A 25,777-nucleotide genomic window follows, 5' to 3' on the forward strand; every position below is an offset into this window, starting at 1 on the left:
ATCACCGAGGAGGTGCGCGAGATATTGGCGCGGCTCGGTTACAAGAGCCTCGACGAGGTGATCGGGCGGACCGAATTGCTGCGCCAGGTGAGCCGTGGCGCCGAGCATCTCGACGATCTCGATCTCAACCCGGTGCTGGCCAAGGTCGATGCGCCCGATCATCATCGCCGCTTCGGGCTGAACACGTTCCGCAACGAGGTGCCCGACAGCCTCGATGCGCAGATGATCAAGGATGCCGCGCCCGTGTTCGCGCGGCGCGAGAAGATGCAGCTGACCTATACGGTGCGGAACACGCATCGCGCGGTCGGCACGCGGCTTTCGGCCGAGATCACGAGCAAGTTCGGGATGAAGGCGCTCAACGAGGGCCATGTCCATATCCGCCTGCGCGGATCGGCGGGCCAGTCCTTGGGCGCGTTCGCGGTGCAGGGCGTGACGCTGGAGGTGTTCGGCGAGGCCAACGATTATGTCGGCAAGGGCCTCTCCGGCGGGACGATCGTGGTGCGGCCGATGGTGTCGAGCCAGCTCGATTCGAAGAACAACACGATCATCGGCAACACCGTGTTGTACGGCGCGACATCGGGCACGTTGTTGGCGGCGGGGCAGGCGGGCGAGCGGTTCGCGGTGCGCAATTCAGGCGCGAACGTGGTGGTCGAAGGCTGCGGCGCGAACGGCTGCGAATATATGACCGGCGGCACCGCCGTGATCCTGGGCAAGACCGGCGAGAATTTCGGCGCGGGCATGACCGGCGGCATGGCGTTCGTGCTCGACGAGGACGGCCGCTTCGCGACCCGCGCCAATGACGAGAGCATCGTCTGGCGGCGGCTGGGTTCGGTCTATTGGGAGGCCAAGCTCAAGTCGCTGATCGCGCTGCACGCGACCAAGACGGACAGCCGCTGGTCCAATTCGATCCTCGACGATTGGGATCGGTGGCGCGACCATTTCTGGCAGATCGTGCCGAAGGAAATGCTGACGCGCCTGTCGCATCCGCTGGAGGATGAAGAGGCGGAAGTGGTCGCGGCGGAGTAAGCCGTTGGGCGGAGGCATGCATGCCTCCGCTCACTTTTCCTGGCCGGTCCCGCCGGGAAAAATGAAAAAACACCGATTCCGAACTTGATGATTGGTGCGGGAGTGCCCGTGTTTCACGTGGAACATTTAGGGAACAAGCGCTAGGACGGGACTGGATTGCCGAGCCGCTGTGCGGCTCGCATTGACGGGGGATGCGTTGGATCGTCATCGCGCGCAATGCGACGCGATCCGGTTCTCCGGTGTCGTTGCGGTCTGGGTTCAGGCGAGCCCGAATGCGGGTTTGCGGCGGCGGAGGACGGCACCGACCGCGCCGAAGCCCAGGATCATCATGCCCCAGGTTGCCGGTTCGGGCATCTCGGCCACGGTCAGATAATTGTAGGTGACGCCGACGGTATAACGCACGCCGTAGGATGCGCCGCCCCACGCGATCACATTCGGCTCACCGACATAGGTGAACTTGTACATGCCGGTGCCGAGGAAGCTGTGGAGCGAGAGCACATCCGTCGGAAGATCGACCACGCCTGTGGTGTGCGCGGTGCTGCACGAAAAGGAGTCCGGATTGAGGGGGGAGCCGCACAAAGCGGTACCGCTCGTGACGCCGCCGAGGAGATCCGCGCCGCTCTTGTCGAGCAGCGAAAACGCGGTCGGGTTGAGGCGGGTGCCGCCACTGGTGCCGCCGCTGGAGACCCAGAAGGTGTAGGACACGGTCACACCGCGCAGCCAGCCGATCGTGGGATCGAAATCCGAGAGGAGGATATCCTGCTGCAACGGCAGCCCGGTGGCGTTGGAGGAGGCGTTGGCATAGCCGCTGGCGCTATACGAGACGGAGCCGGCCTGCGCGGCGGAGGCAAGGGCAAAAACGGCGACGGCCGGGAGGAGGCGTTTCATGGCGGAGCGTTCTCTCAGGGGCGTATCACGCCCACCGGCCATTCCCCCCAGAAGGACCAGCGGAACGATTGAAGACAAGGGCCAAGCGGACCAAGTGCCGCACCCCCTACCACGCTCGCCAAACCTCCGTACCAAATCGGGCGTACAAAAAACAGCCTCGATTAAAATAGGTTAACCACGAATCTTGCCTGCCGCGGGTGCGGCAGCGGGCCGGCCCTGCGATGCGGACAGAACCACGACCCGCACGCCAGAAGGCGTGCAGGGACGTGGCTTGGTATTTCAAGCTTTGGACCGGCGCGGTTCCGTCATCTCAACGATGCCGGGAGACATGCGGTTTGGCCTGGGCCACGCAAGGCCCCTGGACACCGCCCACAGCGCCGTCTGCCATGCGCCAGCCAAATCGGGCCGGATTTCGGCGGATACTAGCTAGTCGGCTCGGACTCGGCTTGGCCCGAGGCGTAAATCCGCAGAAACGCATCGGCCGCGAGGGTGGCGACGCGTTTCACATCCTTCGGGTCGGGGTGGGAAATCGCGCCGATCAGGCGCTTCTCCAGAAATTCTCCCTCTTGGAGGCCCTTCCAATGCATCGCTGCGACCCAGGGATCAGCCTTTCGCAAATGCCCACTCTCCATCAGGGCGGCGAAATGATCGGCGAGTACTTCCCATGCCGGGCCCAGCACGGTGTCGTAGAATTCCTTGCCTAGGGGTGACTGACCAGGAAGGCTGGCAAGCGTCCGCAAGTTCGCGATCGGCAGGGCCGCCAGGCGCCCGGTGAGATACTGGATACCGAGCCGGGTCAGTCCCTCGCGGAGATCGCCCTCGGCTGGGAATTCGCCGAACACGAGCATGGCCTCGTTCGCTACGTCATATTCGAGGACCGCGCGCAGTAGATCCTCCTTGGATACGAAATAGCCATAAAGGGTGGCTTTGGATCCGCCGACCCGTTCCGAGATGGCCGCCATGGACGTATGTTCATAGCCGAGCTTCACGAACAGCTCGGCCGCCGCGGTCACGATCTCGCGGCGCTTTTCCTCACTTCTTACACGCATTTCCGACCCTTACTCCTGTCGATAACAAAACCGTACATGTCAGTTTAGTTATCCGTTGACAAGCCTCCGAATCGTAACTAAACCAGACTGTACAGTTTGCATTGTACGGGATGTCGAAAAATGGCTTCTTTCTCCCCTGCGCGGCATCGCCGCGCGGTCCTCCTGGTTGCGCTCTGCACCAGCGCGTGCGCCTCGGTGCCGCAGCTCGGCAAGTCGCCGGTCAGCGCGGCGCCGGCGCTGGCGGCCGCCTCGCAGGTTTCGCTTGCCGGCAACGCTTCAGAATGGCCCGCGCGTGGCTGGTGGAACCGGTATCAGGATCCCCAGCTTTCCCAGCTGATCGACGAAGCGCTCGCCGGATCGCCCGATCTGGCCGCCGCCTCCGCCCGCATCCGCATTGCCGGGGGGCTCGCGCAGCGGGCGGGCGCCGCGCTCAACCCCTCGGTCGATGCGGTCGGTACCGTTCAGGAGGCCAAGCTCAGCAAGAATGACGGCATACCGGCCGCGTTCGTGCCGGGGGGCTGGAACGATACCGGATCGGTCGGCCTCGGCATTTCGATCGATCTCGATCTGTGGGGCAAGAATCGCGCGGCGTTGCGCGCCGCCAAGCTGGACCTGCAGGCCGCGCGATTCGACGCCGACGAGGCGGCGCTGGCGCTCACCACCGGTATTGCGTCGGCCTATGCCGAGCTTGCGGCGCTTTACGCCCAGCGCGACAGTTACGAAGCCGCGATCGATATTCGCCGGCACACGCTCGCGCTCGTCGCGGGCCGCGCCAGCGAAGGCCTGGATAACGACACCGCGCTGCGTCAGGCGCGTGGACGGCTGGAACAATCGCAGGCCAACCTTGCCGCGACGGACGAGGCGATCATGCTCGCCAAGAACGCGATCGCGGCGCTGGTCGGGACCGGCCCGGATCGCGCACTCGCGATCGAACGCCCGAACATCGCCGCGCTGCAAGCGCAGGGCGTGCCCGACAAGGCGGCGATCGATCTGATCGGCCGGCGGCCCGACATCGCCGCGGTCCGAGCCCGCGCCGACGCCGCCGCGCAGCGCATCAAGGTGGCGCGCGCCGATTTCTATCCGAACGTGAGCCTAAGCGCGCTCGTCGGCATGCAGGCGCTCGGCCTCGACAACCTCTTCAAGGGCGGATCGGGCTTCGGCGGCGCGGGGCCGGCGGTCACGCTCCCGATCTTCCACGGCGGCGCGCTCCAGGGTCAGTATCGCGCGTCGCGCGGTCAATATGACGAGGCGATCGCGCTGTATGACCGGCAGGTCACGCAGGCGCTGCACGAGACCGCGGACACGCTCGCGAGCCAGCAGATGCTGGCCGCGCGCCTCGAATCCTCGCGTCGCGCGCTCGCCGATTTCGAAGCGGCCAACCGGTTGGCGCGCCTGCGCTACAGCCAAGGCCTGTCGACCTATCTCGACGTGCTCTCCGCCGAGGAAGGCGTGCTCGACTCCCGTCTCGCCGTCGCCAGCCTCGAGACGCGGGCCTTCTCGCTCGACGTCGCTCTCGTTCGCGCCCTCGGCGGCGGTTTCCAATCCTGAAAGGAGTTCATCCCATGTCTGTCATCGAACACGATTTCCAACCCGATCCCGCCGTTGCCGAACGCGACGAGTCGGCCCGTCTCGCCAAGCGCAAGCGGCTCTTCCTGGGCCTTGCCGGCGGCATCGCGCTGATCGGCGGCGGCTATTACGGCTATGACACGCTGGTCGCGTCGCATCACGCCGTCACCGACAATGCCTATGTCGGCGCCGACATCGCGCAGGTGACGCCGCTCGTCGGCGGGCCGGTGCGCGACGTGCTGGTGCAGGACGCGCAGCAGGTTCGCCGCGGTGACGTACTGGTCCGCCTGGACGATACCGATGCGCAGATCGCGGTCGCGCGGGCCGAAGCGGAGCTCGCGTCGACGATCCGCCGGGTCAAGGGCGTGGTCGCCAATGACGGCAGCCTCGCCGCTCAGGTTTCGGCGCGTCACGAGGACGAGATGCGCACGCAGGCGCAACTGGCCGCGGCGGCCTCCGACTATGAAAAGGCGCGGATCGATCTGCAGCGGCGCGAAGCGCTGGCCGCGACCGGTGCCGTTTCCGGCGAGGAGATTACCGCGATGCGCAACGCTTATAATAGCGCGGTCGCGAGCCTGCGATCGGCCCAAGCCTCGCGCGCGCAGGCCGCCGCTACTCGCGAGGCGGCGATCGGAAGCCGCGAGGCCAACCGCGCGCTCATCGCCGACACCACAATCGACACCAATCCCGACGTGCTCGCCGCCGGCGCGGCGGTGGCGCAGGCGCGCGTCGATCTTGCGCGCACCATCATCCGGGCGCCAGTCGACGGGATCGTCTCGCGGCGCCAGGTGCAGGTCGGCCAACGGGTCCAGCCCGGGGCCATGCTGATGGTCGTGGTGCCGATCCAGGCCGCCTATGTCGACGCCAATTTCAAGGAAGTGCAGCTTGCCAAGGTGCGCCCGGGCCTGCCGGTCGAACTGACCTCCGACCTCTATGGTGATCAGATCGTCTACCACGGGACGGTCGTCGGTTTCTCCGGCGGCACCGGCGCGGCTTTCGCGGTCGTCCCGGCGCAGAATGCGACCGGCAACTGGATCAAGGTGGTTCAGCGCCTGCCCGTCCGCATCCGGCTCAATTCAGGCGAGCTTGCCCGGCACCCGTTGCGCGTCGGCCTGTCGATGAACGCCGACGTCCGGGTCTCCGGCTGAAGCCAGCCAGCAAGGGAGCGAAAGCCATGGCGGCAGCCATCAACGCACGGCCGGACTCCGCGCCGCTGAGCGGAACCCCGCTTTTCATCGCCGCGATCCTGATCGGTCTCGGCAATTTCCTGGTGGTGCTCGACACCACCATCGCCAACGTGTCGGTGCCGACGATCGCCGGGAATCTCGGCGTGTCGTCGACCCAAGGGACGTGGGTGATCACCTCCTATGCGGTGGCGGAGGCGATCACCGTTCCGCTGACGGGATGGCTCGCGAAGAAGTTCGGCGCGCAGCGCACCTTCATCACCTGCTACCTCGGCTTTGCGGCCGTTTCACTGCTTTGCGGCCTGTCGCACTCGATGAACATGCTGCTCGGCATGCGCGTCCTGCTCGGCCTGTTCGGCGGCCCGATCATGCCGCTCTCGCAAATGCTGCTGCTGCGTATCTTCCCCAAGGAGAAGGCGACGCTGGCGACCGTGATCTGGGCGATGACCACCCTGGTCGGGCCGGTCGCCGGCCCCATCCTGGGCGGCATCATCTGCGACAATTACGGCTGGCAGTGGATCTTCTTCATGAAGGTGCCGATCGCGGCGGCCGGCGGCTTCACCCTGATGATGCTCATGAAGGGGCAGGCCGATCCCAAAAGCGAGGCGATCATCGACAAGGTGGGGCTAGGCCTGCTCATCGTCTGGGTCGGCGCGCTGCAGATCATGCTCGACGAGGGGCGCAACCAGGATTGGTTCGCCTCGCCCGAAATCCGCACGCTCGGCATCGTCGCCGCGATCGGCTTCCTCGCCTTCGTCATCTGGGAGCTGACCGAGAAGAACCCGATCGTCGATCTCAGGATCTTCCGCCACCGCGGCTTCGTCGGGGCAGCGTCGACCTATGCGGTCGGCTTCGGAGGCTTCTTCGCCAGCATCGTGATCCTGCCGCTCTGGCTGCAGTCCAACATGGGCTACACCGCGACCTGGGCCGGTTACGCGACCGGCATCATGGGCATCCTTGCGGTCCTGTCGGCGCCGTTCGTCGGCAAGGCGGTCGAAAGGTTCGATCCGCGGCTGGTCGTCTGTCTCGGCGTGCTCGGGCTCGGCGGGATCATGCTGTGGCGCATGTGGGTGTTCAACCCGGACGTCACCTTCGCGCAAATGGCCTGGCCGACCCTGCTGACCGGGGTGTTCATGGTGATGTTCTTCGTGCCCGTCACCGGCCTTGCCATGGCGAGCGTCGACCATGACGAACAGGCCAACGCCGCCGGCCTTTCCAACTTCATGCGCACCCTGGCGGGCGCCTTCGCCACCTCGCTGATTCAGAGCGGCTGGTCGAACGCCGCCCGGCACAATCAGACCGAACTTGCCGGCGCGATGGTCAATGGCGGCCAGGTGCTTGGTGCGGCCGATGGCGCAGGGGTCCCACACGATGTCTCGACCAACCTGCTGTCGATGGTGGTCGAGGGCCAGAGCGTCATGCTCGCCACGCTCAACATGTTCGGCGTGATCGCGCTCTGCCTCGGCTTTGCCGCGAGCCTGATCTGGCTTGTCCCCAAGCCGAAAGGACCGATCGACACCAGCGGCGCACACTGATTGGTATTTATAATTGAAGGTCAGGAGGTTGTGTTATTAGATTTGATGCAAATTACTTTGCTTTATTATAAACTATTTACACTGACATCATCGTCTGGTGCCAATGTGCATCATATTACTAAAGGTTTATTGAAATGAAGATCGCTTTTGTTTCCGTTCTCTCCCTGCTCGCCGCCGTTTCGGTTGCCAGCGCGGCTCACGCCGAGATGTTCAATGGGCCAACCGTGGGCGTGCAAGCCGGGTGGGTCGAGAACAAGGTCGGCGACACCACGACGAACTTCGGCGCGACCGCCGTCAACGGCTCCAAGGATTCGGCTACGCTCGGCGGGTTGTTCGGCTATGATAAGCAATTCGGAAAATTCGTTGTCGGCGGCGAAGCCGGATTCAACTTCGGAACCAGCGACAAGGTGGCGGGCGGAACGGGCACCACGCAAGCCACGATCGACCCCAAGCGATCCTTCGATCTGACCACGCGGACGGGTTATCTCGTCCTGCCGCAAACGCTACTTTACGCCCGTGCCGGCTACACGAACGACCGCGTCCAGACCACGCTTACGCCGTCGAGCGGCACCGTATCGGCCTCCGAGGATCGCGACGGATGGCTCGTCGGCGGCGGCATCGAGCGCGCGATCACCTCCGACGTGTCGGCCCGGGTCGAATATCGCTACGGCGATCTGAGCGATGGCCACGGCCGATATGACCGGCACCAGGTGCTGAGCGGCGTCGTGTTTCACTTCTGATCGATCGTAAGCGCAGGCTTTCGAGCCTGTTCGAGACGGGTGCTGCCTGCCTATCAGCGGCAGCGCCCGCCAGCTCCTCCGGCTCAAATCGCGCGCAAGACCGCCGCTGATCGCCGCCGCAACGTGGCCATCTTGCTGGCGACGCCGCAGGTTTCCATCGCGCACCAGCGGCGGCGTCCGTTCTTGCTCGTGTCCGCGAAAAGCCAGCCGCAGGAGGTTTGATTGGCGCAGCGGGCCAGCCTGAATTGGCCCGCGTGCGCCTGCGCGAGCGTGTCGACCAGGTCGAGCGCGATGCGTTTGAGCGGGAGATACGCGTCGCCCGGATCGGCACGGAGGATAAGCTGGCCGTCGCCGGCGAGCGCCTGACCCTTGCGGGCTTCGAGCAGCCACGCATTCGCGGTTCGCAGTGCATCGGCAGGGAGGGCTGTTCCGTCCAGTGTGGCTATCAGCAGGCGGTAGATGGCGTCGCGCAGGATGCGCATGTCGGCCATGAGCCCGGCGCGCGCGTCGCGCGATCGGGGCAGGCGGACTTCCTCGTCGGCGCCCACCGCGCCGGTGCGCCGCGCCCATTCGGCATAGCGCTCCGGCGTGGCGAGATAGTCCTCTGCCACAACGGCGGAGCGGTCGTGGATGGTGTTGACGAAGTCGATGCACAGGCGGCCGCCGTCCAGCCGGATCGCGGATATCGGGCGGGGGAGGGGATCGGTCATCGCGTCGGACTACCACATTTGACTCTACCGGTGAAACTGGATTAGCCGGTAACAATGGAATATGCTCGATCGATGCTGCGCTGGTATTGGGTCTTCTGGCTGGTGCTGGTGTTGGGCACGACCGGCATGGTCGCGGTCGGCGGGCGGCCCGATCCGGCTGGGTTGGGTCAGGCGCTCGACGGGCCCTGGCGTTTCCATGCGGGCGACGATCCGGCGTGGGCCAGCCCCGCGACGGACGATCGCGGCTGGGACCGGATCGTGCTGGTCTCGAACCCGGACGTTCGCGATGGCGATGTCGGCATTCCCGGTTATCTGGATGGGTGGCACGCACGCGGTCACCCGACGCTCGAGAATTATGGGTGGTATCGGCGGCAGGTGGCTTTGCCGCCGCAGGGCGATCTCGTTTTGGTGGGGCCGGTGCTGGTGGACGATGCCTATGAGATGTTCTGGGACGGGCATCCGATCGGGGGTGTCGGCAGGCCGGCGGGTTCGGCGAGCGTGACCTCGACGCGGCCAATGATGATGCGGCTGCCTGCCTCGAACGGCGCGTCCACCGCGACGCTGGCGATCAGGGCGTATATGCAGCCGGGTTTCGATCGCGACGCGCACAGCGGCGGATTGCGGACGGTGCCGGTGCTCGCGTCGGCTGCGAATGGCGCGGCTTTGTACCGGGCCGAGTGGCGGCGCACGATCGCGGGGTATGTGGTCGATGCGGTCGAGCCGGCGGCGATGGTGGTGCTCGCGGCGATCGCCGCGTTCGGGGCGCCCGCGCTGGCGCGGCCGGGGTTCGCGCGGTGGGCGGCTTTCGCGCTTGTCGTTTCCGCCTGCGGCCGTTTGGGCAATGCGATCATCGCGTGGACCGACCTGGAGAGCCTGCCGACTTTGCTATGGCAGAATGGGGTGGTGCTGGGGCCGCTGGCCAAGCTGGCGTGGACGCTCGCCTGGAACCAGTGGGTGGATGGCCGAGACCGCCGTTTCATCCCGTATATCGCCGTGGCGGCGTGGCTGGCGGTGGTTGCCGCCGCGCTTGCCGATGTCGAGCCTCTGGCGGCGGTGGGGCGCGGCGTTTTCGCGGTGCTGCTGGTGGTGGTCGCCGTCCGGATCGCGCGGCATGGCGCGCATAGGGCGCTCGCACTGACGGCGATGGCGCTGACGTCGATCGGGCTGTTCGCGGGGGATTTGTCGTCGCTCGGCGTGCCGGGCATCTGGTTCCCGTTCAACATCGGGGTGTCGCGGTCGCAATATGCCTATGCGCTGGCGTTGCCGCTGCTCGCGTTCGCGCTCGCCTACCGCAACGGCGCGGGCAGGCGCACGCGATAGACCAAAATCCGGTTGTCGTTGTCGAAGTCGGAATCGCAGGGCTGGCCGGACATCAGGCAGCGGCGCGCGATGAAATCATTGTCGTTGCCGACGAGCAGGAAATAGTCGGCCGGATGACGCGGATCGCGCACGGACACGAGATCCATCGCTTCCCATTTCTCGGACAGCGCATCGATGCCGAGCCCGAAGCGCGCGAGCTGGACGGGGTTGAGCATGTTGACCAGTTCGACCCGATCGGCCGGGACGATGTCCGGCCGCAGCGCGGTGCCGGCCGGGTCGCGCAGCACGGACAAGGGGCCGATCTCGTAGGCGGTGCCGGCGAGGTTGGTCGCGCCCGCGAGGTCGACCAGCAGGATGCTCTTGTAGACGATCGGCGCCTTGCCCGCGCCCAGCCCTGCGCTGTCGCGCGCGAGCATCAGGAAGCGATGGCCGTCGAGCGCGCGGATCTCGCTCTGCGCGGCGGTGCGGTTGGGCGCGCCGCCATCGCCGTCGTCATTATAGGCCGGCAGTTGCACGACATAGTGCGCGATGGGGCGCGCGGGCGTCGGCGTGCGGCGCACGTCGTAGACCAGCACGCGGATATCGGTGCGGCCGGCGGCATCGCCGGTGGCGCTGTCCTGGATCAGCGCGCTCTGCAGCGCGACGAACAAGGTGCGGCCGTCGGGCGAGAGCGACATGCCTTCCACGCCCTGGTTGTTGCGACGGCCGCTATCGGGCGCTTGCAGCGAGCCGAAGAAGGGCCGCCCGTCGCGGCGCGGGGCGATCGCGGCGGGGGGCTGGATCACGCCGCGCAGACGGCCCTTTTTGTCGAAATAATAGACGTTGGCCGCATATTCGTCGCCGACATAGAAGCCGCCGTCGCGCGTGAATTGGAGCGATTCCGCGTCGATCGAGACCTTGCCCGCGCCGACGCCATTGGCCGGTGCGGGCAGCGTGATGCCGCGCTCGATCAACGTGCCCGCGCCTGGATCGGCGCCGGTGAACGGCCGGCCGTTGTAGTCGCGCAATGCGAGCCCGCCGTCGGGCGTGAGGGTGACGCGGCCGTGCTTTGGCGCGAAGCGGATGCGCAACCGCTCCAGCCGCGCCGCATAATCGAAGAAGAGGTTGGCGGCGGGATCGTTGCGGCCCCGGTCGGGCAGCGTCCACAGGATGCCCTCGTAATGCCCGCCGACACGTTTCCAGCTGCCGGGCGCGATCTGGAGCGAGGAAAAGGAACCGAGCGTGTCGCCGAGGAAATCGACCGTGCCCGCCGGCAGCTTGCCGGTGCCGACCAGCCCCTGGTCGATATAGGTCCGGCCGTGCAGCGTGACGCTCTGTGCGCCCTTGGTCTGATCCAGATGCGGCCGGGTGATGGGCGCTTCCCCGCCGGCGAAGGCGGGGAAGGCCAGGAACAGCGCCAGCAGGGCCAGCGCGGCGCGCAGCGGCCTAGAAGGCGACACCGACCGTCCCGAAGACCTGCCGCGGCGCCGACGAATGGAAGACGAGGATGGTGCCGGCAGGGTCATTCGGGGCGAACACGCTGTTGTCGAAGTTCGACGCATAACGCTTGTCGGTCAGGTTGGTGACATTGAGCGACAGCTTGAGGCCCTTCATCGGCCCGACGCGGCCGAAATCATAGCCGGCGCCGAGATCGAACGTGGTGTAGCCGGCGAAGCTCTGGTCGTTGGTGTAGGTGTAATAACGGCGGCCGGTATATTTGCCCTGGAGCGAGCCCCAGAAGCCGTCATGCTTCAGCGTCAGCACGCTCGAAGCCAGATATTTCGGCGTATCGACCTGCTGCTTGCCGGACGTGGGATAGAGTGTGCAGGTGGCGGTGCAGAAGTTGAGATCCTGATCGTAGGTCGACTTGTTGTACGAGGCCGAATTGTACCAGTTCAGCCACGGCGCCGGGCGCCACAGCACCCCGAGCTCGACGCCCTTGCTGGTGACGCTGCCGGCATTGTGGAAGCTGTTGCCGCAGCCCGGATTCTGCTGCTGGTTGGTCGGGCAGGGATTATACTGCAGCAGGCGGTTGTCGAACTTGACGTGGTAGGCGGCGAGCGAGAGCTGCAGCGGGTTGCTGACGTAGCGGTAGCCGCCCTCGAAGCTCTTCGAGGTCTCGGGCTTCAGCGTCTTGCCCTGCACGTCCCAGATGGCCTGCGAGACCGACTGCGGGCCGAGTTTGAAGCCGCCCTGGAACATCGCCATATTCTCGGCATAGCTCGCGAACAGTTCGTGCTTCGGCGCGATCTTCCAGCGGATGCCGGCCTCGGGCAGGAAATGGTCCTTGGCGATCAGCGTGCCGGTCGCGAACTGGGTCGAGGCCGGGGGCGCCGTCTTGGCGATACCGCGCAGGGCCTGCGCCTCCGATTTGGCGTAGGTGCTCTTGAAGCCGAAATCGACGCTCAGCGCGTCCTGGAAAAAGCTGGCCGTGTCCTGGACGTAATATTGCCGCGTCCGCCATGTGGTCTGCTGCACCCATTGGGCCAGATCGGGCGTGCCCGTCAGGAACGTGCCCAGATCGAAGGGGGCGGTGACGTTGGTCCAGATATAGCGCGCGGCGCTGCTGGTATTGTGCTCGAACCAGAAGCCCGCCTGCAGATGGTTGAAGCCGATATCCCAGCTCACGCTGCCGAGCGCGCCGTTGCGATCGATGCTGTAGCGCGTGTCGCGGATCTGGACGGGCAGATCGTCGGCGGTCGACGCGGTGCCCTGATTGGACACGCCGGCGATCCAGTTGTTGCCGTCGCCCTTGTCGGAGTGATGATAGGCCTGCGCGTGCACGCTGAGCGATGGCGTGAGATGATAGTCCCCGGCGAGGTAGAAGAGGCTGTCGTTGCGCAGGATCTGGCCGTTGGTGAAGGTGACGTCGGCATTCTTCTGCGGCGCCGGCGCGGGGGCGCATTTGATCGAGGCCACGGCGGCCGTGCAGGCGGCAACACCGAGATAGGACTGCCAATCGGGCGCATAGCCGCCCCAATCCCAGCCGAGACGCGATTCCATGTCCTTCGACAGATAGGGATCGTCGGCCTGGTTGGTGCGCGAAACGTCCGCGAAGCCCGTGATCGAGCCGCCGTCGAACCGGTAGACCAGCTTGCCGTTGAGCTGCTTGCCGGTGGACTTGGTCCAGGCGCCCTGATTCACGAACAGGTCCTGCCGGCTGTAATCGCCGGCGAGATAGGCCGAGAGGCCATAATATTCGCCGGTATCGATGCGCACGAACGTGCGCCGGCCCTTGTCGCTGCCGAAGGTCTGGCTGGCCGAGAGCCCGCCTTCCTTGTGCGGGTCGCTGCTGGTGTAGGTCACCGCGCCGCCGAGGTTGCTGGTCGAGGGGATGCCGAGGCCGGCGATGCCGGTCGCGAGATCGGCGCGGCCGAGATTCTCGGAGATCAGGGCGCGGCTGATGGTGAGGCCGTTATAATTGTTATAGGCGCCGTCGCCGAGCGGCATGCCGTCGAGCGTGTAGCCGAGGTGGGTGGTGCTGAAGCCGCGCACCTGGAGCGACAGCGACTGTTCGTTGAGGCCGAGCGCGTCGATCGACTGCGCCATCACGCCCGGCAGGAAGTTGAGCGCCTTCTGCACGCTGGCGCCGGGCGGGAGCACGTCGAGGTTCGACGGCAGCAGGGTCTGGACCGAACGGGTCTGGCCGCTGCCGATGATGATGACATCCTGATCGCTACTGCTGTCCGCCGTCGCGGCCGGCGCATCCGCCGCCTCGCTTTGCGTGGCCAACGTGAAGCAGGCAGCAACCGTCAACGCGAAAACGGACTTTTGCAACATTCGGGCCCCCATTTTGCAAAAGCGCCGCAAGGACTTACGTCCGCGGCGCCGGATGTAGGGGCGGCCTATTCCACGCGTGTATGACGGTTTCGCTACAGTACGGTTACGGGGGCGAAATCAATTCCGCGAGGCCGCGAAACTAGAGCCCGATCTTGTCGAGCGCCGACGCGAGCTCCAGCGTCATCGCGGCTTCGTCCCTGGGCGCAAGCCGGTTGAGCACGGTCTGCACGCGCTTCTGCGCCACCTGCAAAGTCTTGTGGCGGACCTGGCGGATGGTGTTGGTCCGCCCCGACTTACTCCCGCCGAGCAAAACCGCCCACTTGGCCTCCTCCGCCGCGAGGAGGGCCAAGGCCAGGCGGAGACCGTCGCGCCGGCCGTGTTCGTAATCGTCGGACATCGGGGGCGCCTTCATTGGTAGCGCTTCGTGTTTTCGAAGCCTGCGTTGGCCTTGGTCATCTTCAGGATTTTCCGGATAGCGGTTCTAGCATGCCGTTCGAAGCGGGTGTCGTCGTACACGCCGCGCCAGGTGAATTCGTCGCGATCGAGCAGGCGCTTCAGGGCATCGGTAAAGGCGCTCTGCAGGCTGGCCGCCTCGCCGGTCTTGAGCAGGGTGCAGATCATTTCCTCGGCGGCGGCCTTGTCGCACTCGTCGTGCTGGCCGTAGCCGGCGCGCTCCGCCGCCACCTGATCGGCGCGCGCGGCGGCGATCCGGCTTTCCAGCCAGGTGCGCACGATCGCGCCATCCCATTGCTTCGCTGCTAAAGTCACCAGGCTCTCCGAACGATGTTGCACCCTAGCAACTAAACCGGGGCCGGTATCGTCTTCCCAGCCTGGGGCTGGAGCAAATCGCGGGCGTGTGCGTCCTGCCCCTGACAACAGCGAGTAGGCCTATGCGTATCTTGTGCTGGATCGGGTTTCACCGCTGGGGCGGCGCGCTTCCCCCGAAGCGCAGCCACTTCTCCCGCTGCCGTCGCCGGGCATCGTGCGCGCGGCATAAGCCGCGGCGCCGCACCCGCGAAATGCGGGGTAGCGTTGCGGCCAGGCGCCCGGCGCAAACGATCCCAGTCACGGTATCCTCTTGTGTTGGGCGGTCCGCGCGGCCATTTTGATAATACATCTCGGCCTAAGACGATGATGGCGGAGGCCCCTGCGGCTGGTGCCCGCCATCCCGATTTCCGCCAGATCCGGAAAAGGCGGTTCCCTTACGGGGACGCGCCCGGTCAAAGCTGAAAGCAGGCAGAGTGACGTTGGTATCGATCGAGACACAGCACGCCGCCGGCGAGGACTCGCCCGCGAGCGACCCCGCAACGCCCACGTCCGAAGCCGAGTTGATGGGTCGCATGCTGACGCTTCGGTTCAAGGGCTATGGCGCGGATCTGAAGCGCAGCCTGTTTCAGCTGGCGACGACCGCGACGCCGTTCATCGCGTTGCTGGTGGTGATGGGCGCGGCGTCGCGCGGCGCCTATTGGCTGACCTTACTGCTGGCGATCCCGACCGCCGGGCTGCTCGTCCGGCTGTTCATCATCCAGCACGATTGCGGGCACGGATCGTTCTTCAAATCGCGCGCCGCCAACGATTTCCTCGGCCGCGCGCTGGGGGTGCTGACGCTGACGCCCTATGGCAGCTGGAAACAGGGCCACGCGATCCATCACGCGTCCACCGGCAATCTCGACCGGCGCGGGCGCGGCGATGTCGATATACTGACGGTCGCCGAGTACCAGGCGCTGACGCCGCTCAAGCGGCTGGCCTACCGCCTCTATCGCAATCCGTTCGTGATGGTGCTGCTCGGTGCGCCGATCCACTTCATCCTGCTGCAGCGATTGCCCACCGGGCCCGAGTTCCGCAACCGTGACGCGCGCCACAGCATCCTGTGGCTGAACGCCGCGCTGGTGGTGGCGTTCGGCCTGCCGATGGTGATGTTCGGGGTCGTGCCGGTGCTGATAACCTACCTTCCGGTGACGATCGTCTCGTCCTGGATCGGCAACTGGCTGTTCTACGTCCAGCACCAGTTCGAGGACACCTATTGGGAGCGCGACGGCGACTGGAATTTCCACGCGGCCGCGGTGCGCGGCAGCTCCTATTTCACGCTGCCGCCGGTGCTGCGCTGGTTCAGCGGCAATATCGGCCTGCACCACCTTCACCATTTGTGCAGCCGCATCCCCAATTACCGGCTGCGCGCCTGCTTCGAATCCGCGCCGGAGCTGGCGCGCCTCGCGAAGCCGATCACGCTGCGCGAGAGCCTGCGATGCTGGCGGCTGGCCTTGTGGGACGAGCAGCAGCGCCTGATGGTGCGGTTTCGCGATTTGCGGCCCCAGCAAGCTTAGGTGCAGGAACGGCGCCATAGGGAGTGACTATGCATAAGCGTTCTGTTCCGATCGTAGCGGCTTTGGTGGCCTTGGCGCCGATCTGGGGAGGCCCGCTTTCGGCGGCCGCGCCGCCCGCCGGCGGGACGATCTCGATCGAGCCCAAGACCGCCGACGGCGACTATGATCGATCGATGCCGGCCTTCGTCAACGCCGCCGCCGATGCGCTCGCGACGAAAGGCTTCACCATCCTCGAGGATCCGGGCCATTCGGCTTACGTGGTCGAACTGATCCTGAGCCGGGTCGCGGTCGGGACGACATCGGCCAAGACGCCGTCCGGGAAGCCGAGCGTCGGCGGCGGCGGCCCGGGCCCCAGTGTCGGCGCGGGCGTGGTCTTTCCGCTTGGATCGGGTGTGGCGCAGGTTCCGGTTCTGCGGACCCGGCTGGAATTGCGCATCAGGAAGCGCGGCGCGGACGGCGTGGTGTGGGACGGCGCCGCGGTGACCGTGCGCGCTGCGGGCACGAAGACGGGCGCGGATGCGCCGGTCGCCGCGGCGCTGAGCGAGGCGGTGTTGCGGAGCTATCCCGCTCAGCCCGAGGGTGACGCCGGGGTCCCTTGAGCGGGATCGGGCGCCGCGATCACCAGACGATCTTCGGCTTGCGGAAACCCATCGCCGCCCATGCGACGAGCAGCCTGATCAGGAACCGGGGCGAGTGGGTCGCATGGTTGGAGACGTCGTCGGGCAGGGGCGGACCTTCCGGCCGGTCGGCGGTCATGACGCGCATATCGAGCGGGCGGATGTTCCCGGACAGGCGCCCGGCGTAGAGGCTCAGCCAGTGGCCCTTGGTGAAATCGAGGAACATCGGCGTGTTGCAGCAGGTGGCGACGATCCGCCGGGTCGGCGAATCCGGCTTCAGCCGGTGCTCGCGCAGCAGATCGCCGCCCGTGAATCGACCGACGCGATCCTTGCGATAGACGAGGAAATCGGTGCCGCCATCGCGGGCGACGATGGACGGCGCGTTGGGCGCCTGCGCGAAGGCGAGCCCGGCGGTTCGGCAGCTCTCGCAATAGCAGATTGCGTGCAGGATCGGCTTACCGGCGATTACCGCCTCGACCCGCCCGCACTGACAGGACGCTTTCGCGCTTATCCTTTCGCGCATGAACCACCTCCTTCTGTCGGCATGAGGCCGGTCTTCCACAACGCCCCCGGTACGATGGTATCGCGTCGGGCGTGAGACGGGAATGCCGCTCGTCCCTGGCATGACGGGTTTGGCGCGATACGGCATAATGCATAGCATGGTGCCTTGCATAGCAAGATAGCTTGCATTACATGACGACTCATGGAGCTGAATTCGTGGCAGTCGCAATTGCGCAAGGGCGCGACCGAATTGGCGGTGCTGTCGGTGCTTGGCAGCGGTGAGGCCTATGGGCTGGAGATTCTCGATCGCGCCAACAAGGCGGGCGAGATGGTCTCGGACGGGGCGCTCTATCCCTTGCTCACGCGGCTCGAAAAAGCGGGCAAGATCGCGTCGCGCTGGGAAGCGGGCGAGGGCGGCAATCCGCGCAAATATTATCGGCTGACGGAAGAAGGCGAGGCGTTGCTGGGGGAGATGCGCCAGCTGTGGCGCGGCTTCCGGGCGATGATGGACATCTTGGTGTGAGGATCGAGTGATGACGACACGCGAGAACGAGCAGGAAATCGACGCTTACATCCGCCGGCTGCTGTGGGCGCTGCAGGCGCTGCCGCATGACGAGCGGCTCGGCATCGCGAGCGAGATCCACAGCCATTTGTCCGATTGCGCGGCGCGCGGCGACGCGGATCTGGATCGGGCGATGGGCAAATTGGGATCGCCCGATGCGCTCGCGCGATCCTATGTCGAGGAATATGAGCTGGCGGGCGCGGTCAACCGGTCGTCGCCGGCGACCTTGCTGCTCAACATCCTCAATCGGGGCACGCGCAGCGTGCTCGCCTTCTTCGGCGGGCTGGCGGCGTTGTCGCTCTATTTGGTCGCGGGGAGCTTCGCCTTGATCGCGGTCGCGAAACCGATCGTGCCGGCCAAGGTCGGGGCGTGGAAGGGCGCGCATGAGTTCAGCATGGGCATCACCGACGCGCCGCCGGGCGAAGTGCACGAAATACTGGGCTATTGGATCATACCGGTCTCGATCGTGCTGGGCGCGATCAGCTTCGTCGCCGCGGGCAAGCTGCTCCGGCTGGTCGGACGGCGCCTGCTGGCGCGGGGGAAGCCGCGGATCGCGCCTTAATCGTCTGCCGCCGCCAATAATATTTGGTCCGCACCGAACTTATCCGATACACGCGTCTCCGCGCGCACCGCGCGCCTTGGGGAACGCTCTTTGGGGAGAGCATGTTGAAAACGAAGATTATCTGCATCGCGGGCCTGCTGCTCGCGAGCGCGGCCGCGAGCCATGCGGACGCCGCCGTCTATACCTGGACGATCGCGGGGCCGAGCGGTTTCAGCGGCTCCGGCCAGTTCACGACGCAGGACACGCCGACCGCGCCGCCGGACGACGTGGCCGACACGAATATCGGGCTGGCCTATCTGCTCACCAGCTTCACGGGCACCTTCGCCAGCAAGACTGTCCAGCTCGTGCCGTGGAATCCCGACGACGGCCCGTGGTTTGCCGACAATCTCTTTTTTCCCGACGGCCACTTTCCTTATGTCGATCTGGACGGAATATTGTTCGAAACGCTGAAGGCCAACGGCCAGGTGGCGCAGATCTACAATATGTTCGACAGCCTGACGTGCAACGCCCACGGCTGCACGGACAAGGCGCTGATCGGCTATCCGGGGATTGGCGCCAGCAAGAACGTGACATTCTCCTTCACCACCATCACCCCGGTGCCGCCTCCGTCCGTGCCCGAGCCGGCGACGTGGGCGACGATGATCGCGGGCTTCGGGATCGTCGGCGCCGCGATGCGCCGGAAGCGGGCTGTCATTCGCACCGCCTGATCCCTCTTTCGCGCACGCCTCGTCGCCCCTAACAGGGACCAGCATGGCCTGGCAGCTCTATCAATTTCCGCTCTGTCCTTTCTCCCGCAAGGTCCGGCTTTTGCTGGGCGAGAAGGGGGAGGGGTGCGAGCTCGTGCGCGAATCGCCGTGGGAGCAGCGCGACGAATATATCGACATGAATCCGTCGGGGCAGACGCCGGTGCTGGTCGACCGCGCGCAGAATCTGGTGCTGCTCGATTCGACCGCGATCTGCGAGTTCATCGAGGAGACGGTCGAGAAGGCGACGATGCTGCCCGGCACCGCCGCCAACCGCGCCGAGGTGCGCCGGCTGGTCGCCTGGTTCGACCAGAAATTCCACGACGAGGTCGGTCGGCCCCTGCTGTATGAGCGGATGGAGAAGCGACTGGTCCATCGTGTCTCGCCCGACGCCAAGATGCTGCGCGACGCGATGCGTTTGGCCAACAGCCATCTCGATTATGTCGACTGGCTGCTCGACCATCGTCGCTGGATCGGCGGGCCTTTGTTCAGCCTCGCCGACCTCGCGGCAGCCGCCCATATCTCGGTTTCGGACTATCTCGGGGGAATCGACTGGCGCGGGCATGAGCGTACGCGCCACTGGTATTCGGGCATGAAGAGCCGGCCCAGTTTCCGTTCGCTGCTTGGCGAAAGAATGGAAGTTATTTCGCCTCCGGACCATTACGATAAGGTCGATTTCTGAGGCGCTTAGCCGCCGTCTGATGGTTTTGTTGCAGTGCAACAAATGCCCTTGCAATTGTCACAATCACCCTATATTGTGCAATGCAACATGACCGAGACCGGGAAACCCAAGATGGCCGACAAGCCTGTCGTCAAAGCGAAGGCGGCTGCCAAGCCGCGCAAGCCCGCGGCGCCCAAGCCTGCCGCCGTCGAAGCGAAGCCCGCCGAGGTCATTGCCCCAATCGTCGCGGCTGAAGAAGCCGTGGCCGAACAGCTCGCGCCGATCCCGGCACAGCTGGCCGAAACCATCGAAGCCGTCACGTCGCCGGCTGTTGAAAGCGACCCCATCGAAGCGCCGGTGATCGAGACGATCGAACCCGCGCCGGTAAACGAGGAACTGATCACTATGGCTACCATTGCTTCGCCCACCGAAGCCGCCGAGAAGGCCCAGGCTTTGTTCGCCGACTTCTCCAACCGCTTCAAGACCGCGTTCGAGAAGTCGAGCAAGTTCGGTGAAGAATATGTCGATTTCGCCAAGGGCAATGTCGAGGCGGTGATCGCTTCGTCCAAGGTTGCCGCCAAGGCGGGCGAGACGCTCGGCCAGGAAGCCGCCGAATATGGCAAGAAGCATTTCGAAGCCGCGACCACCGCGTTCAAGAGCTTCGCTTCGGTGAAGTCGCCGACCGAGCTGTTCCAGCTGCAGAGCGAGTTCGCCAAGGCGTCGTTCGACAGCCTGGTGGCCGAAGCCTCGCGCGTCAGCGAAGCGCTGATGAAGGTTGCGGGCGACGTCGCCCAGCCGCTTTCGAGCCGCTACGCGCTCGCCGCCGAGAAGATCAAGTCGGCGACCCCGAGCCTGTAATTATCCGGGCCCGTACGGCCCGGTTTGTAGCTTAAAGCGTATCAAGCGGCCGTCCCGTCGGGGGGCGGCCGCTTTTCTTTGGGGCGGTTCGGCATCCGCCGAACCTTGCCGCACCGGCCCGCACCCCCACCCGACCTCCCATAGATTACCCTGTTGGGAGGCCGGGTGGGGGGTGCGGGCCGGTGCGGCACCACCAAGCAACGCACGCTTTAACCGCGATTTTGGCAGGACCGCACTTGCCGCTGACGCGTTCAATGCCATATCGTCGGTTCGCACACATGAGCATGATCGAACCCACCTGGATGGCCATCGACAAGGATGGCGAGGACGAGGGCGGCACCGGAGTGGGTGTCGCGACGCGTACCCGCACGCGCACCAAGCAGCCTTCGCTGTACAAGGTGCTGATGCTCAACGACGATTACACGCCGATGGAATTCGTGGTTTTGTGCCTGCAGCGCTTCTTCCGCATGAGCCTGGAGGATGCGACGCGGGTGATGCTGTCGGTCCACCAGAAGGGCGTCGGCGTGTGCGGCATCTTCACCTATGAGGTCGCCGAGACCAAGGTCGGCCAGGTGACGGACTTCGCGCGGCAGAACCAGCATCCGCTGCAGTGCACGCTGGAGAAGGCGTAAGCGCTTTGTTCGTCATTCCCGCGAAAGCGGGAATCCTGCTGCCTCCACTTCGTCACCCTGAACTCGTTTCAGGGTCCACCGTGTCACAGGCGCGGCGGTGCGGATGATTGGTGGATGCTGAAACAAGTTCAGCATGACGAAGAAAGAAGAAGCGACTTCGCGGCTGCGACATGCCCCCGGCATGTCGCTGATCGCCGCTACGTTCCCGCGTTCGCGGGAATGACGGGCTAAGGAATCCTCAGCGCCCCGCCGGCAGCCAGGTCTGTTCGATCGCTTCCCGCCGCTGGTTGTAATTGGCTATGCGCGCCAGCCGTTCGGGCTGGAGGATCGTCAACATGTTGCCCGATCGCCTGATCAGCCCCTGTTCGCCCAGCACGCGCATCGTGCGGTTGACGTGGACCGCGGTCAGGCCGGTCAGATCGCCAATCTCTTCCTGCGTCAGCGGCAAGGCGAAGCCTTCGTCGATAGGCAGATCGGCGAAGCGCAGCCGGCTCGCGATCCACAGCAGCAAAGCGGCGACGCGCCCGCGCGCCGAATTGCGGCCGAGCGAGGTCAGCCGGTCGGTCAGCGTCACGCGATCGACCTGCTGGACCGCGAACAGCAACGCGCCAAGGCGCGGATGCTCGGCGAACAGGGTGCCCAGTTTCGCGCGGTCGATCAGGCAGACATCGGCATCGGTCAGCGCGCTGACGGCGTCGGGCGCCTCGGCGAAGGCGAGGCTGTCGAGTCCGAGCAGATCGCCGCGGAAATACAGGCGCACGATCTGGCGGCGCCCGTCCTCGAGCAGGGCTGAACAGAATAGCCAGCCGCTCACGACGACATAGATGTCGCCGGTCGGTCCATGTTCCGGACGGATGACGGTACCCCGACGATAATGGCGGCTGGACACAGTGAGGCTGTCCAACGCCTCCCGCTCTTTGGCACTCAACTCAACATAACGGCCGAGATGCTCGGCAAGGCAAGTTTCGCCCATCCGGTCAGATGTCCCCCCTAATTGGACATCGGTCTAGACCGGGGACGGCGCGCCTGACGCTAACACGCATCAACCCCGCGCGACGGGTTGTCACAATTCTGTTGGTCGATTTTGCCCCGCTTGCGCGAGGGCCGCGAAACATTACAGCGGCGCTATGGACAGGATCGTCATTCGCGGTGGCAAACGGCTCGAAGGCCGGGTGCCCATTTCAGGCGCCAAGAACGCGGCGCTCACCTTGTTGCCGTGCGCGCTGCTGACCGATCAGCCGCTGACGCTGACCAATCTGCCGCGGCTCGCCGATGTGGAGGGCTTCGGCCATCTGATGAACGAGCTCGGCGTTTCGACCACGGTCGCGGGCCAGCGCGGCAAATCGCCGGTGCGCGCGATGACGCTCAACGCCGAGGATATTTCCTCGACCACCGCGCCCTATGAGATCGTGCGCAAGATGCGCGCGTCGATTCTGGTGCTCGGGCCGCTGCTCGCGCGCGAGGGCGAGGCGACCGTGTCGCTGCCCGGCGGCTGCGCGATCGGCAACCGGCCGATCGACCTGCACCTGAAGGCGCTCGAGGCGCTCGGCGCGGAGATCGAACTCGCGGCGGGCTATGTCCGCGCCAAGGCGCCTTCGGGCGGCCTGCGCGGCGGGCATATCAATTTCCCATTGGTTTCGGTCGGCGCGACCGAGAATGCGCTGATGGCGGCGGCGCTCGCCAATGGCGAGACCGTGATCGACAACGCCGCGCGCGAACCCGAAATCGCCGATCTGTGCCGCTGCCTGGTGGCGATGGGATCGGAGATCGAGGGGATCGGCACCGAACGGCTGGTGATCCAGGGCAAATCGAGCCTCCACGGCGCGACCCATCGCGTCATGCCCGACCGGATCGAGGCGGGCAGCTATGCCTGCGCGGCGGGCATCACCGGCGGCGATCTGTTGCTGGAAGGCGCGTACATCGACGACATGGGCGCGATCATCTCGGGCCTGTCCGAGGCGGGTCTGGTCGTGACCGAGGAAGCGGACGGCATCCGCGTTTCCGCCAGCGGCCGGCTGTGCCCGCTGACGCTGTCGACCGCGCCTTACCCGGCGTTCCCGACCGACATGCAGGCGCAGTTCATGGCGATGCTGACTTTGGCCGAAGGCACGAGCGTGCTGACCGAGACGATCTTCGAGAATCGCTACATGCACGTGCCCGAGCTCGCGCGGATGGGCGCCGACATCCAGGTCCATGGCCGCACCGCGATCGTGAAGGGCGTCGACAAGCTGGCGGGTGCGCCGGTGATGGCGACCGATCTGCGCGCGTCGATGAGCCTGGTGCTGGCGGGACTCGCCGCCGAGGGCGAGACGCAGGTGCTGCGCGTCTATCATCTCGACCGCGGCTATGAGCGGCTCGAAGAGAAATTGTCGGCGGTCGGCGCGGATATCGAACGCGACAGCGGGGGATGAGGCGTTTTTCGCGCTCGCGCGAAAAGCCGCAGCGGTCCGCATCCCACCCGGCTTGTCCCGTGCGTTTTGGGACAGAGCGAGCGTCTCTACGCCTGAATGGCTGCTATTGGGTGGTTTGCGGACCGTCGGCTTTGAGGGAGGAAACGGTGGAAAGCGGACGGCGGGCGCCGTAAACCGACGCGATGAGTGACGATCCGGTTCTCGCCCGCATGTTACGCGTCAAGAGTGGCCTACGTTCGGGTGGCTCGTCACTGCATCACGAGGTGATTGCAACCTATTGGACGCGAAGTGAGAACGCGTTGTTCGCGTTTTGCCGCGACGGGCTGCTACTCGATCCCGGAGGCGTGCAGCGCTTTATCCCTTCGTAGAGATTGCCGACGCGGGCTATTACAATCGAGACATGGTGGAGCGGGCCAAGCGGATGAGGCTTGGCAGCACGCCTGAACCGCTGTCGATTACTCTGACCAGCGGCGAGGTGGTCGATCTGCCTTTAAATGTTCGCGATGATGGAATGCCCGACCTGCTGACTATCGCCAGGCTGATCGAGCAGCGAGTTCGCATTTTCCAAGCCGAGCAACGACGAGAAGGGTGCCACAGGAAAAGTCTGAACTGACGACCGTTATCGGGCATCGACACCGGAGGTCAGCTATGTCCGTGTTTGGGTCGATTGTGTTGAAAAAGTCCGAGAGCCATTTTCGACAGCAATAATCGAATCCATCGGTGCCCGAGCAGATAACGATGATTCAAGGTTTGCGGCGCCCGGGAATCATTCTTGCTCAAAATCCACAGCAAGGTGGCCACCAGGGACTTTTTCAACACAATCGGGTCGGAAGCGGTCATTGCGAAAGGGGATCAGGCCGCCGCTCTTCGGACGTCGGATGGCGCGGCCGGTGCGCCTTCAGACTAAACGAAATCCGCCGCGGTGAAGGCAGTGGCGTGGATGCCATCGACCTTGATCGCCGAATCCACGGCGCCGCCGACGCCATTCGAATCGTAGAAGAGATAGGTGTCGCTGCCGACGGTCACTGCCGCGACATCGGCCTGACCGGCGTGCAGCTGCAGCAATTGATCCGCCTGAACCGCCGCTATCGCAAGCGATCCTGCGCTGGACTGCAACACCAGCGTCGGGTGGAAGCCGAGCCCGATCGCGTCGGCGCCATCGGTGAAGTCGGCGATCTCGTCGGTTGCCCAGGCGGCGGCACCGGTCTGAGAAAAGGCCGCATCGTGCGCGGCGAACAGGAAACGATCGCTGCCGGTGCCGCCGGTGAGCCGGTCGAAACCGGCGCCGCCGGTCAGATCGTCGTTGCCGTCGCCGCCGGCCAGCGTGTCGTTGCCGGCATCGCCGAACAATTGGTCGTTGCCCGTGTCGCCGCTCAGCCGATCGTCGTCGGCGCCGCCGTGGACAATGTCGGTGCCGTCGCCGCCCGACAGCGTGTCCGCGCCCTTGTTGCCCTGGAGGTAATCGTTGCCCGCGCTGCCGAGGATCGAGTCCGCGTCGGCGCCGCCGTAGAGACGGTCATTGCCGTCGCCGCCGTCGACGATGTCGGCGCCGGCATTGCCCTGGACATAATCGTTGCCGCCGCCGCCGAACAGGCTGTCGGCGCCGTCGACCGAACCCGCGACCGCGGTCAGTTCGTTGCCGTAAATATGGTCGTTGCCGATCCCGCCGAAGATCGTGTCCGACCCGGCGCCGCCCATATAGAAATCGCTTTCGATCAGCGCGCCGTTCTGGTCCTGCGTGCTGGACGATCCGACAATGCGGTCATTGCCCTCGCCCCCGTCGAGCGTGTCGCCGCCCGGTCCCGCGAGCAGGAAGTCGTTGCCGCCCATGGCATGGAGCGCGCCCCCCAATTTCAGCGCCGAGAGCGTCTCGCCGCCGCCGGAGGCGGCACCGGGACCGTCTCCCGCCGCCACGAGCGCATCAAAGCGCTGGCTGCCATCGTCGTAGATCGAGCTGAGCGCCCCATAACTGCCGGCATCGCTGGGTTGCGAGACATCGTTGAAGGCGACGAATTCGGTGCCGCCATTGGCTTTGAAGTCGGCGAGCATCGTGGCGTAGAGTTCGCCCATGCGGGGATCGGCAAGCAGGCGGTCGAAGAAATCCTGGACGGTCGGCTTGTCGGCCGGGT

Annotated in this window: 25 protein-coding genes and 1 pseudogene; 16 read left to right on the top strand and 10 right to left on the bottom strand. The window is 65.5% G+C overall.

Going from position 1 to position 25,777, the window contains the following annotated elements; genetic code table 11:
- A pseudogene (locus tag VK533_RS05390) lies at nt 1–1,026 on the top strand (glutamate synthase large subunit); the annotation flags it as partial.
- Nucleotides 1,027–1,284: 258 nt separating this feature from the next.
- Here the strand turns inward: VK533_RS05390 and VK533_RS05395 are convergent.
- Together VK533_RS05395 and VK533_RS05400 are read right to left on the bottom strand one after the other, a co-directional pair.
- Nucleotides 1,285–1,914 carry a PEPxxWA-CTERM sorting domain-containing protein gene (locus VK533_RS05395; RefSeq protein WP_324375734.1) on the bottom strand — a complete coding sequence of 210 codons (630 nt, stop codon included), beginning with the start codon at nt 1,912–1,914 and terminating at the stop codon, nt 1,285–1,287.
- A 422-nt stretch (nt 1,915–2,336) separates the two neighbouring features.
- On the bottom strand, nt 2,337–2,963 hold the full coding sequence (locus tag VK533_RS05400) for a TetR/AcrR family transcriptional regulator (protein ID WP_324375736.1): 627 nt from the start codon (nt 2,961–2,963) through the stop codon (nt 2,337–2,339).
- Nucleotides 2,964–3,083: 120 nt separating this feature from the next.
- Between VK533_RS05400 and VK533_RS05405 the strand changes: the two genes are divergently transcribed.
- The 4 genes from VK533_RS05405 (at nt 3,084) to VK533_RS05420 (ending at nt 7,988) form a co-directional block, all read left to right on the top strand.
- Nucleotides 3,084–4,511 (top strand): efflux transporter outer membrane subunit, encoded by a 1,428-nt coding sequence (locus tag VK533_RS05405; protein ID WP_324375738.1) that lies wholly within the window; start codon nt 3,084–3,086, stop codon nt 4,509–4,511.
- A gap of 14 nt (nt 4,512–4,525) precedes the next feature.
- Complete coding sequence (locus tag VK533_RS05410) at nt 4,526–5,677, top strand: HlyD family efflux transporter periplasmic adaptor subunit (protein ID WP_324375740.1); 1,152 nt, start codon at nt 4,526–4,528, stop codon at nt 5,675–5,677.
- Between the two features lie 26 nt (nt 5,678–5,703).
- Nucleotides 5,704–7,248 carry a DHA2 family efflux MFS transporter permease subunit gene (locus tag VK533_RS05415; protein ID WP_324375742.1) on the top strand — a complete coding sequence of 515 codons (1,545 nt, stop codon included), beginning with the start codon at nt 5,704–5,706 and terminating at the stop codon, nt 7,246–7,248.
- A gap of 134 nt (nt 7,249–7,382) precedes the next feature.
- Nucleotides 7,383–7,988, top strand: coding sequence for an outer membrane protein (locus tag VK533_RS05420; protein ID WP_324375744.1), 606 nt, complete (start codon nt 7,383–7,385; stop codon nt 7,986–7,988).
- Nucleotides 7,989–8,071: 83 nt separating this feature from the next.
- Here the strand turns inward: VK533_RS05420 and VK533_RS05425 are convergent, their stop codons facing one another.
- Nucleotides 8,072–8,698 (bottom strand): CGNR zinc finger domain-containing protein, encoded by a 627-nt coding sequence (locus tag VK533_RS05425; protein ID WP_324375746.1) that lies wholly within the window; start codon nt 8,696–8,698, stop codon nt 8,072–8,074.
- Between the two features lie 54 nt (nt 8,699–8,752).
- On the opposite strand from VK533_RS05425, the gene VK533_RS05430 reads away from it, so the two are divergent.
- Nucleotides 8,753–10,018, top strand: coding sequence for a hypothetical protein (locus VK533_RS05430; protein ID WP_324375748.1), 1,266 nt, complete (start codon nt 8,753–8,755; stop codon nt 10,016–10,018).
- Here the strand turns inward: VK533_RS05430 and VK533_RS05435 are convergent.
- The 4 genes from VK533_RS05435 to VK533_RS05450 all read right to left on the bottom strand — a co-directional run bounded on the left by VK533_RS05435 (nt 9,985) and on the right by VK533_RS05450 (nt 14,509).
- Nucleotides 9,985–11,457 carry an esterase-like activity of phytase family protein gene (locus VK533_RS05435; RefSeq protein ID WP_324375749.1) on the bottom strand — a complete coding sequence of 491 codons (1,473 nt, stop codon included), beginning with the start codon at nt 11,455–11,457 and terminating at the stop codon, nt 9,985–9,987. The two genes, VK533_RS05430 and VK533_RS05435, sit on opposite strands and share 34 nt — an antisense overlap.
- The gene (locus VK533_RS05440) at nt 11,444–13,777 is read right to left on the bottom strand and encodes a TonB-dependent receptor (protein WP_324375751.1); all 2,334 of its coding nucleotides are present in this window, start codon (nt 13,775–13,777) and stop codon (nt 11,444–11,446) included. Before VK533_RS05440 ends, VK533_RS05435 begins: the two co-directional genes overlap by 14 nt.
- 139 nt (nt 13,778–13,916) lie before the next feature.
- Entirely contained in the window at nt 13,917–14,189 is a 273-nt protein-coding gene (locus VK533_RS05445; RefSeq protein ID WP_324375752.1) for a hypothetical protein, read from the bottom strand.
- Complete coding sequence (locus VK533_RS05450; RefSeq protein WP_324375754.1) at nt 14,186–14,509, bottom strand: hypothetical protein; 324 nt, start codon at nt 14,507–14,509, stop codon at nt 14,186–14,188. Before VK533_RS05450 ends, VK533_RS05445 begins: the two co-directional genes overlap by 4 nt.
- A 509-nt stretch (nt 14,510–15,018) precedes the next feature.
- Between VK533_RS05450 and VK533_RS05455 the strand changes: the two genes are divergently transcribed.
- Together VK533_RS05455 and VK533_RS05460 are read left to right on the top strand one after the other, a co-directional pair.
- The gene (locus tag VK533_RS05455) at nt 15,019–16,101 is read left to right on the top strand and encodes a fatty acid desaturase (protein ID WP_324375756.1); all 1,083 of its coding nucleotides are present in this window, start codon (nt 15,019–15,021) and stop codon (nt 16,099–16,101) included.
- 29 nt (nt 16,102–16,130) lie between these two features.
- The gene (locus tag VK533_RS05460; RefSeq protein ID WP_324375758.1) at nt 16,131–16,700 is read left to right on the top strand and encodes a hypothetical protein; all 570 of its coding nucleotides are present in this window, start codon (nt 16,131–16,133) and stop codon (nt 16,698–16,700) included.
- Between the two features lie 19 nt (nt 16,701–16,719).
- Here VK533_RS05460 and VK533_RS05465 read toward each other — a convergent pair whose 3' ends face one another.
- Nucleotides 16,720–17,241: a hypothetical protein gene (locus VK533_RS05465; protein ID WP_324375759.1), complete on the bottom strand. Its 522-nt coding sequence runs from the start codon at nt 17,239–17,241 to the stop codon at nt 16,720–16,722.
- 180 nt (nt 17,242–17,421) lie between these two features.
- Between VK533_RS05465 and VK533_RS05470 the strand changes: the two genes are divergently transcribed.
- The 6 genes from VK533_RS05470 to clpS all read left to right on the top strand — a co-directional run bounded on the left by VK533_RS05470 (nt 17,422) and on the right by clpS (nt 21,237).
- Nucleotides 17,422–17,742, top strand: coding sequence for a PadR family transcriptional regulator (locus VK533_RS05470; protein ID WP_324375761.1), 321 nt, complete (start codon nt 17,422–17,424; stop codon nt 17,740–17,742).
- A gap of 10 nt (nt 17,743–17,752) precedes the next feature.
- Nucleotides 17,753–18,343 (top strand): HAAS signaling domain-containing protein, encoded by a 591-nt coding sequence (locus VK533_RS05475; RefSeq protein ID WP_324375763.1) that lies wholly within the window; start codon nt 17,753–17,755, stop codon nt 18,341–18,343.
- 104 nt (nt 18,344–18,447) lie between these two features.
- A complete protein-coding gene (locus VK533_RS05480) occupies nt 18,448–19,050 on the top strand; it encodes a PEPxxWA-CTERM sorting domain-containing protein (protein ID WP_324375764.1) in 603 nt (200 codons plus the stop codon).
- 43 nt (nt 19,051–19,093) lie between these two features.
- Complete coding sequence (locus VK533_RS05485) at nt 19,094–19,768, top strand: glutathione S-transferase family protein (protein WP_324375766.1); 675 nt, start codon at nt 19,094–19,096, stop codon at nt 19,766–19,768.
- Between the two features lie 87 nt (nt 19,769–19,855).
- Nucleotides 19,856–20,605: a TIGR01841 family phasin gene (gene phaP, locus VK533_RS05490; protein ID WP_324375769.1), complete on the top strand. Its 750-nt coding sequence runs from the start codon at nt 19,856–19,858 to the stop codon at nt 20,603–20,605.
- A gap of 284 nt (nt 20,606–20,889) precedes the next feature.
- A complete protein-coding gene (clpS, locus tag VK533_RS05495) occupies nt 20,890–21,237 on the top strand; it encodes an ATP-dependent Clp protease adapter ClpS (protein ID WP_324375779.1) in 348 nt (115 codons plus the stop codon).
- A 238-nt stretch (nt 21,238–21,475) separates the two neighbouring features.
- Here clpS and VK533_RS05500 read toward each other — a convergent pair whose 3' ends face one another.
- The gene (locus tag VK533_RS05500; RefSeq protein WP_324375771.1) at nt 21,476–22,141 is read right to left on the bottom strand and encodes a Crp/Fnr family transcriptional regulator; all 666 of its coding nucleotides are present in this window, start codon (nt 22,139–22,141) and stop codon (nt 21,476–21,478) included.
- A 223-nt stretch (nt 22,142–22,364) separates the two neighbouring features.
- On the opposite strand from VK533_RS05500, the gene murA reads away from it, so the two are divergent.
- Both murA and VK533_RS05510 read left to right on the top strand, forming a co-directional pair.
- Nucleotides 22,365–23,648, top strand: coding sequence for a UDP-N-acetylglucosamine 1-carboxyvinyltransferase (gene murA, locus VK533_RS05505; protein WP_324375773.1), 1,284 nt, complete (start codon nt 22,365–22,367; stop codon nt 23,646–23,648).
- A 400-nt stretch (nt 23,649–24,048) separates the two neighbouring features.
- On the top strand, nt 24,049–24,261 hold the full coding sequence (locus VK533_RS05510) for a hypothetical protein (protein WP_324375775.1): 213 nt from the start codon (nt 24,049–24,051) through the stop codon (nt 24,259–24,261).
- Between the two features lie 290 nt (nt 24,262–24,551).
- Here the strand turns inward: VK533_RS05510 and VK533_RS05515 are convergent.
- Nucleotides 24,552–25,777: calcium-binding protein (locus VK533_RS05515; RefSeq protein WP_324375777.1), on the bottom strand; the 1,226-nt coding region annotated here is incomplete at its 5' end.

It is taken from the genome of Sphingomonas sp. (genome assembly GCF_035317925.1).
Taxonomy (GTDB): domain Bacteria; phylum Pseudomonadota; class Alphaproteobacteria; order Sphingomonadales; family Sphingomonadaceae; genus Sphingomonas_I.

Bases quoted from the DNA above. Each gene is read 5' to 3' on its own strand.
- VK533_RS05395 (WP_324375734.1), bottom strand. From the start codon at position 1,914: ATGAAACGCCTCCTCCCGGCCGTCGCCGTTTTTGCCCTTGCCTCCGCC.
- VK533_RS05400 (WP_324375736.1), bottom strand. From the start codon at position 2,963: ATGCGTGTAAGAAGTGAGGAAAAGCGCCGCGAGATCGTGACCGCGGCG.
- VK533_RS05405 (WP_324375738.1), top strand. From the start codon at position 3,084: ATGGCTTCTTTCTCCCCTGCGCGGCATCGCCGCGCGGTCCTCCTGGTT.
- VK533_RS05410 (WP_324375740.1), top strand. From the start codon at position 4,526: ATGTCTGTCATCGAACACGATTTCCAACCCGATCCCGCCGTTGCCGAA.
- VK533_RS05415 (WP_324375742.1), top strand. From the start codon at position 5,704: ATGGCGGCAGCCATCAACGCACGGCCGGACTCCGCGCCGCTGAGCGGA.
- VK533_RS05420 (WP_324375744.1), top strand. From the start codon at position 7,383: ATGAAGATCGCTTTTGTTTCCGTTCTCTCCCTGCTCGCCGCCGTTTCG.
- VK533_RS05425 (WP_324375746.1), bottom strand. From the start codon at position 8,698: ATGACCGATCCCCTCCCCCGCCCGATATCCGCGATCCGGCTGGACGGC.
- VK533_RS05430 (WP_324375748.1), top strand. From the start codon at position 8,753: ATGGAATATGCTCGATCGATGCTGCGCTGGTATTGGGTCTTCTGGCTG.
- VK533_RS05440 (WP_324375751.1), bottom strand. From the start codon at position 13,777: ATGTTGCAAAAGTCCGTTTTCGCGTTGACGGTTGCTGCCTGCTTCACG.
- VK533_RS05445 (WP_324375752.1), bottom strand. From the start codon at position 14,189: ATGAAGGCGCCCCCGATGTCCGACGATTACGAACACGGCCGGCGCGAC.
- VK533_RS05460 (WP_324375758.1), top strand. From the start codon at position 16,131: ATGCATAAGCGTTCTGTTCCGATCGTAGCGGCTTTGGTGGCCTTGGCG.
- VK533_RS05465 (WP_324375759.1), bottom strand. From the start codon at position 17,241: ATGCGCGAAAGGATAAGCGCGAAAGCGTCCTGTCAGTGCGGGCGGGTC.
- VK533_RS05470 (WP_324375761.1), top strand. From the start codon at position 17,422: ATGGAGCTGAATTCGTGGCAGTCGCAATTGCGCAAGGGCGCGACCGAA.
- VK533_RS05475 (WP_324375763.1), top strand. From the start codon at position 17,753: ATGACGACACGCGAGAACGAGCAGGAAATCGACGCTTACATCCGCCGG.
- VK533_RS05485 (WP_324375766.1), top strand. From the start codon at position 19,094: ATGGCCTGGCAGCTCTATCAATTTCCGCTCTGTCCTTTCTCCCGCAAG.
- phaP (WP_324375769.1), top strand. From the start codon at position 19,856: ATGACCGAGACCGGGAAACCCAAGATGGCCGACAAGCCTGTCGTCAAA.
- clpS (WP_324375779.1), top strand. From the start codon at position 20,890: ATGATCGAACCCACCTGGATGGCCATCGACAAGGATGGCGAGGACGAG.
- murA (WP_324375773.1), top strand. From the start codon at position 22,365: ATGGACAGGATCGTCATTCGCGGTGGCAAACGGCTCGAAGGCCGGGTG.
- VK533_RS05510 (WP_324375775.1), top strand. From the start codon at position 24,049: ATGGTGGAGCGGGCCAAGCGGATGAGGCTTGGCAGCACGCCTGAACCG.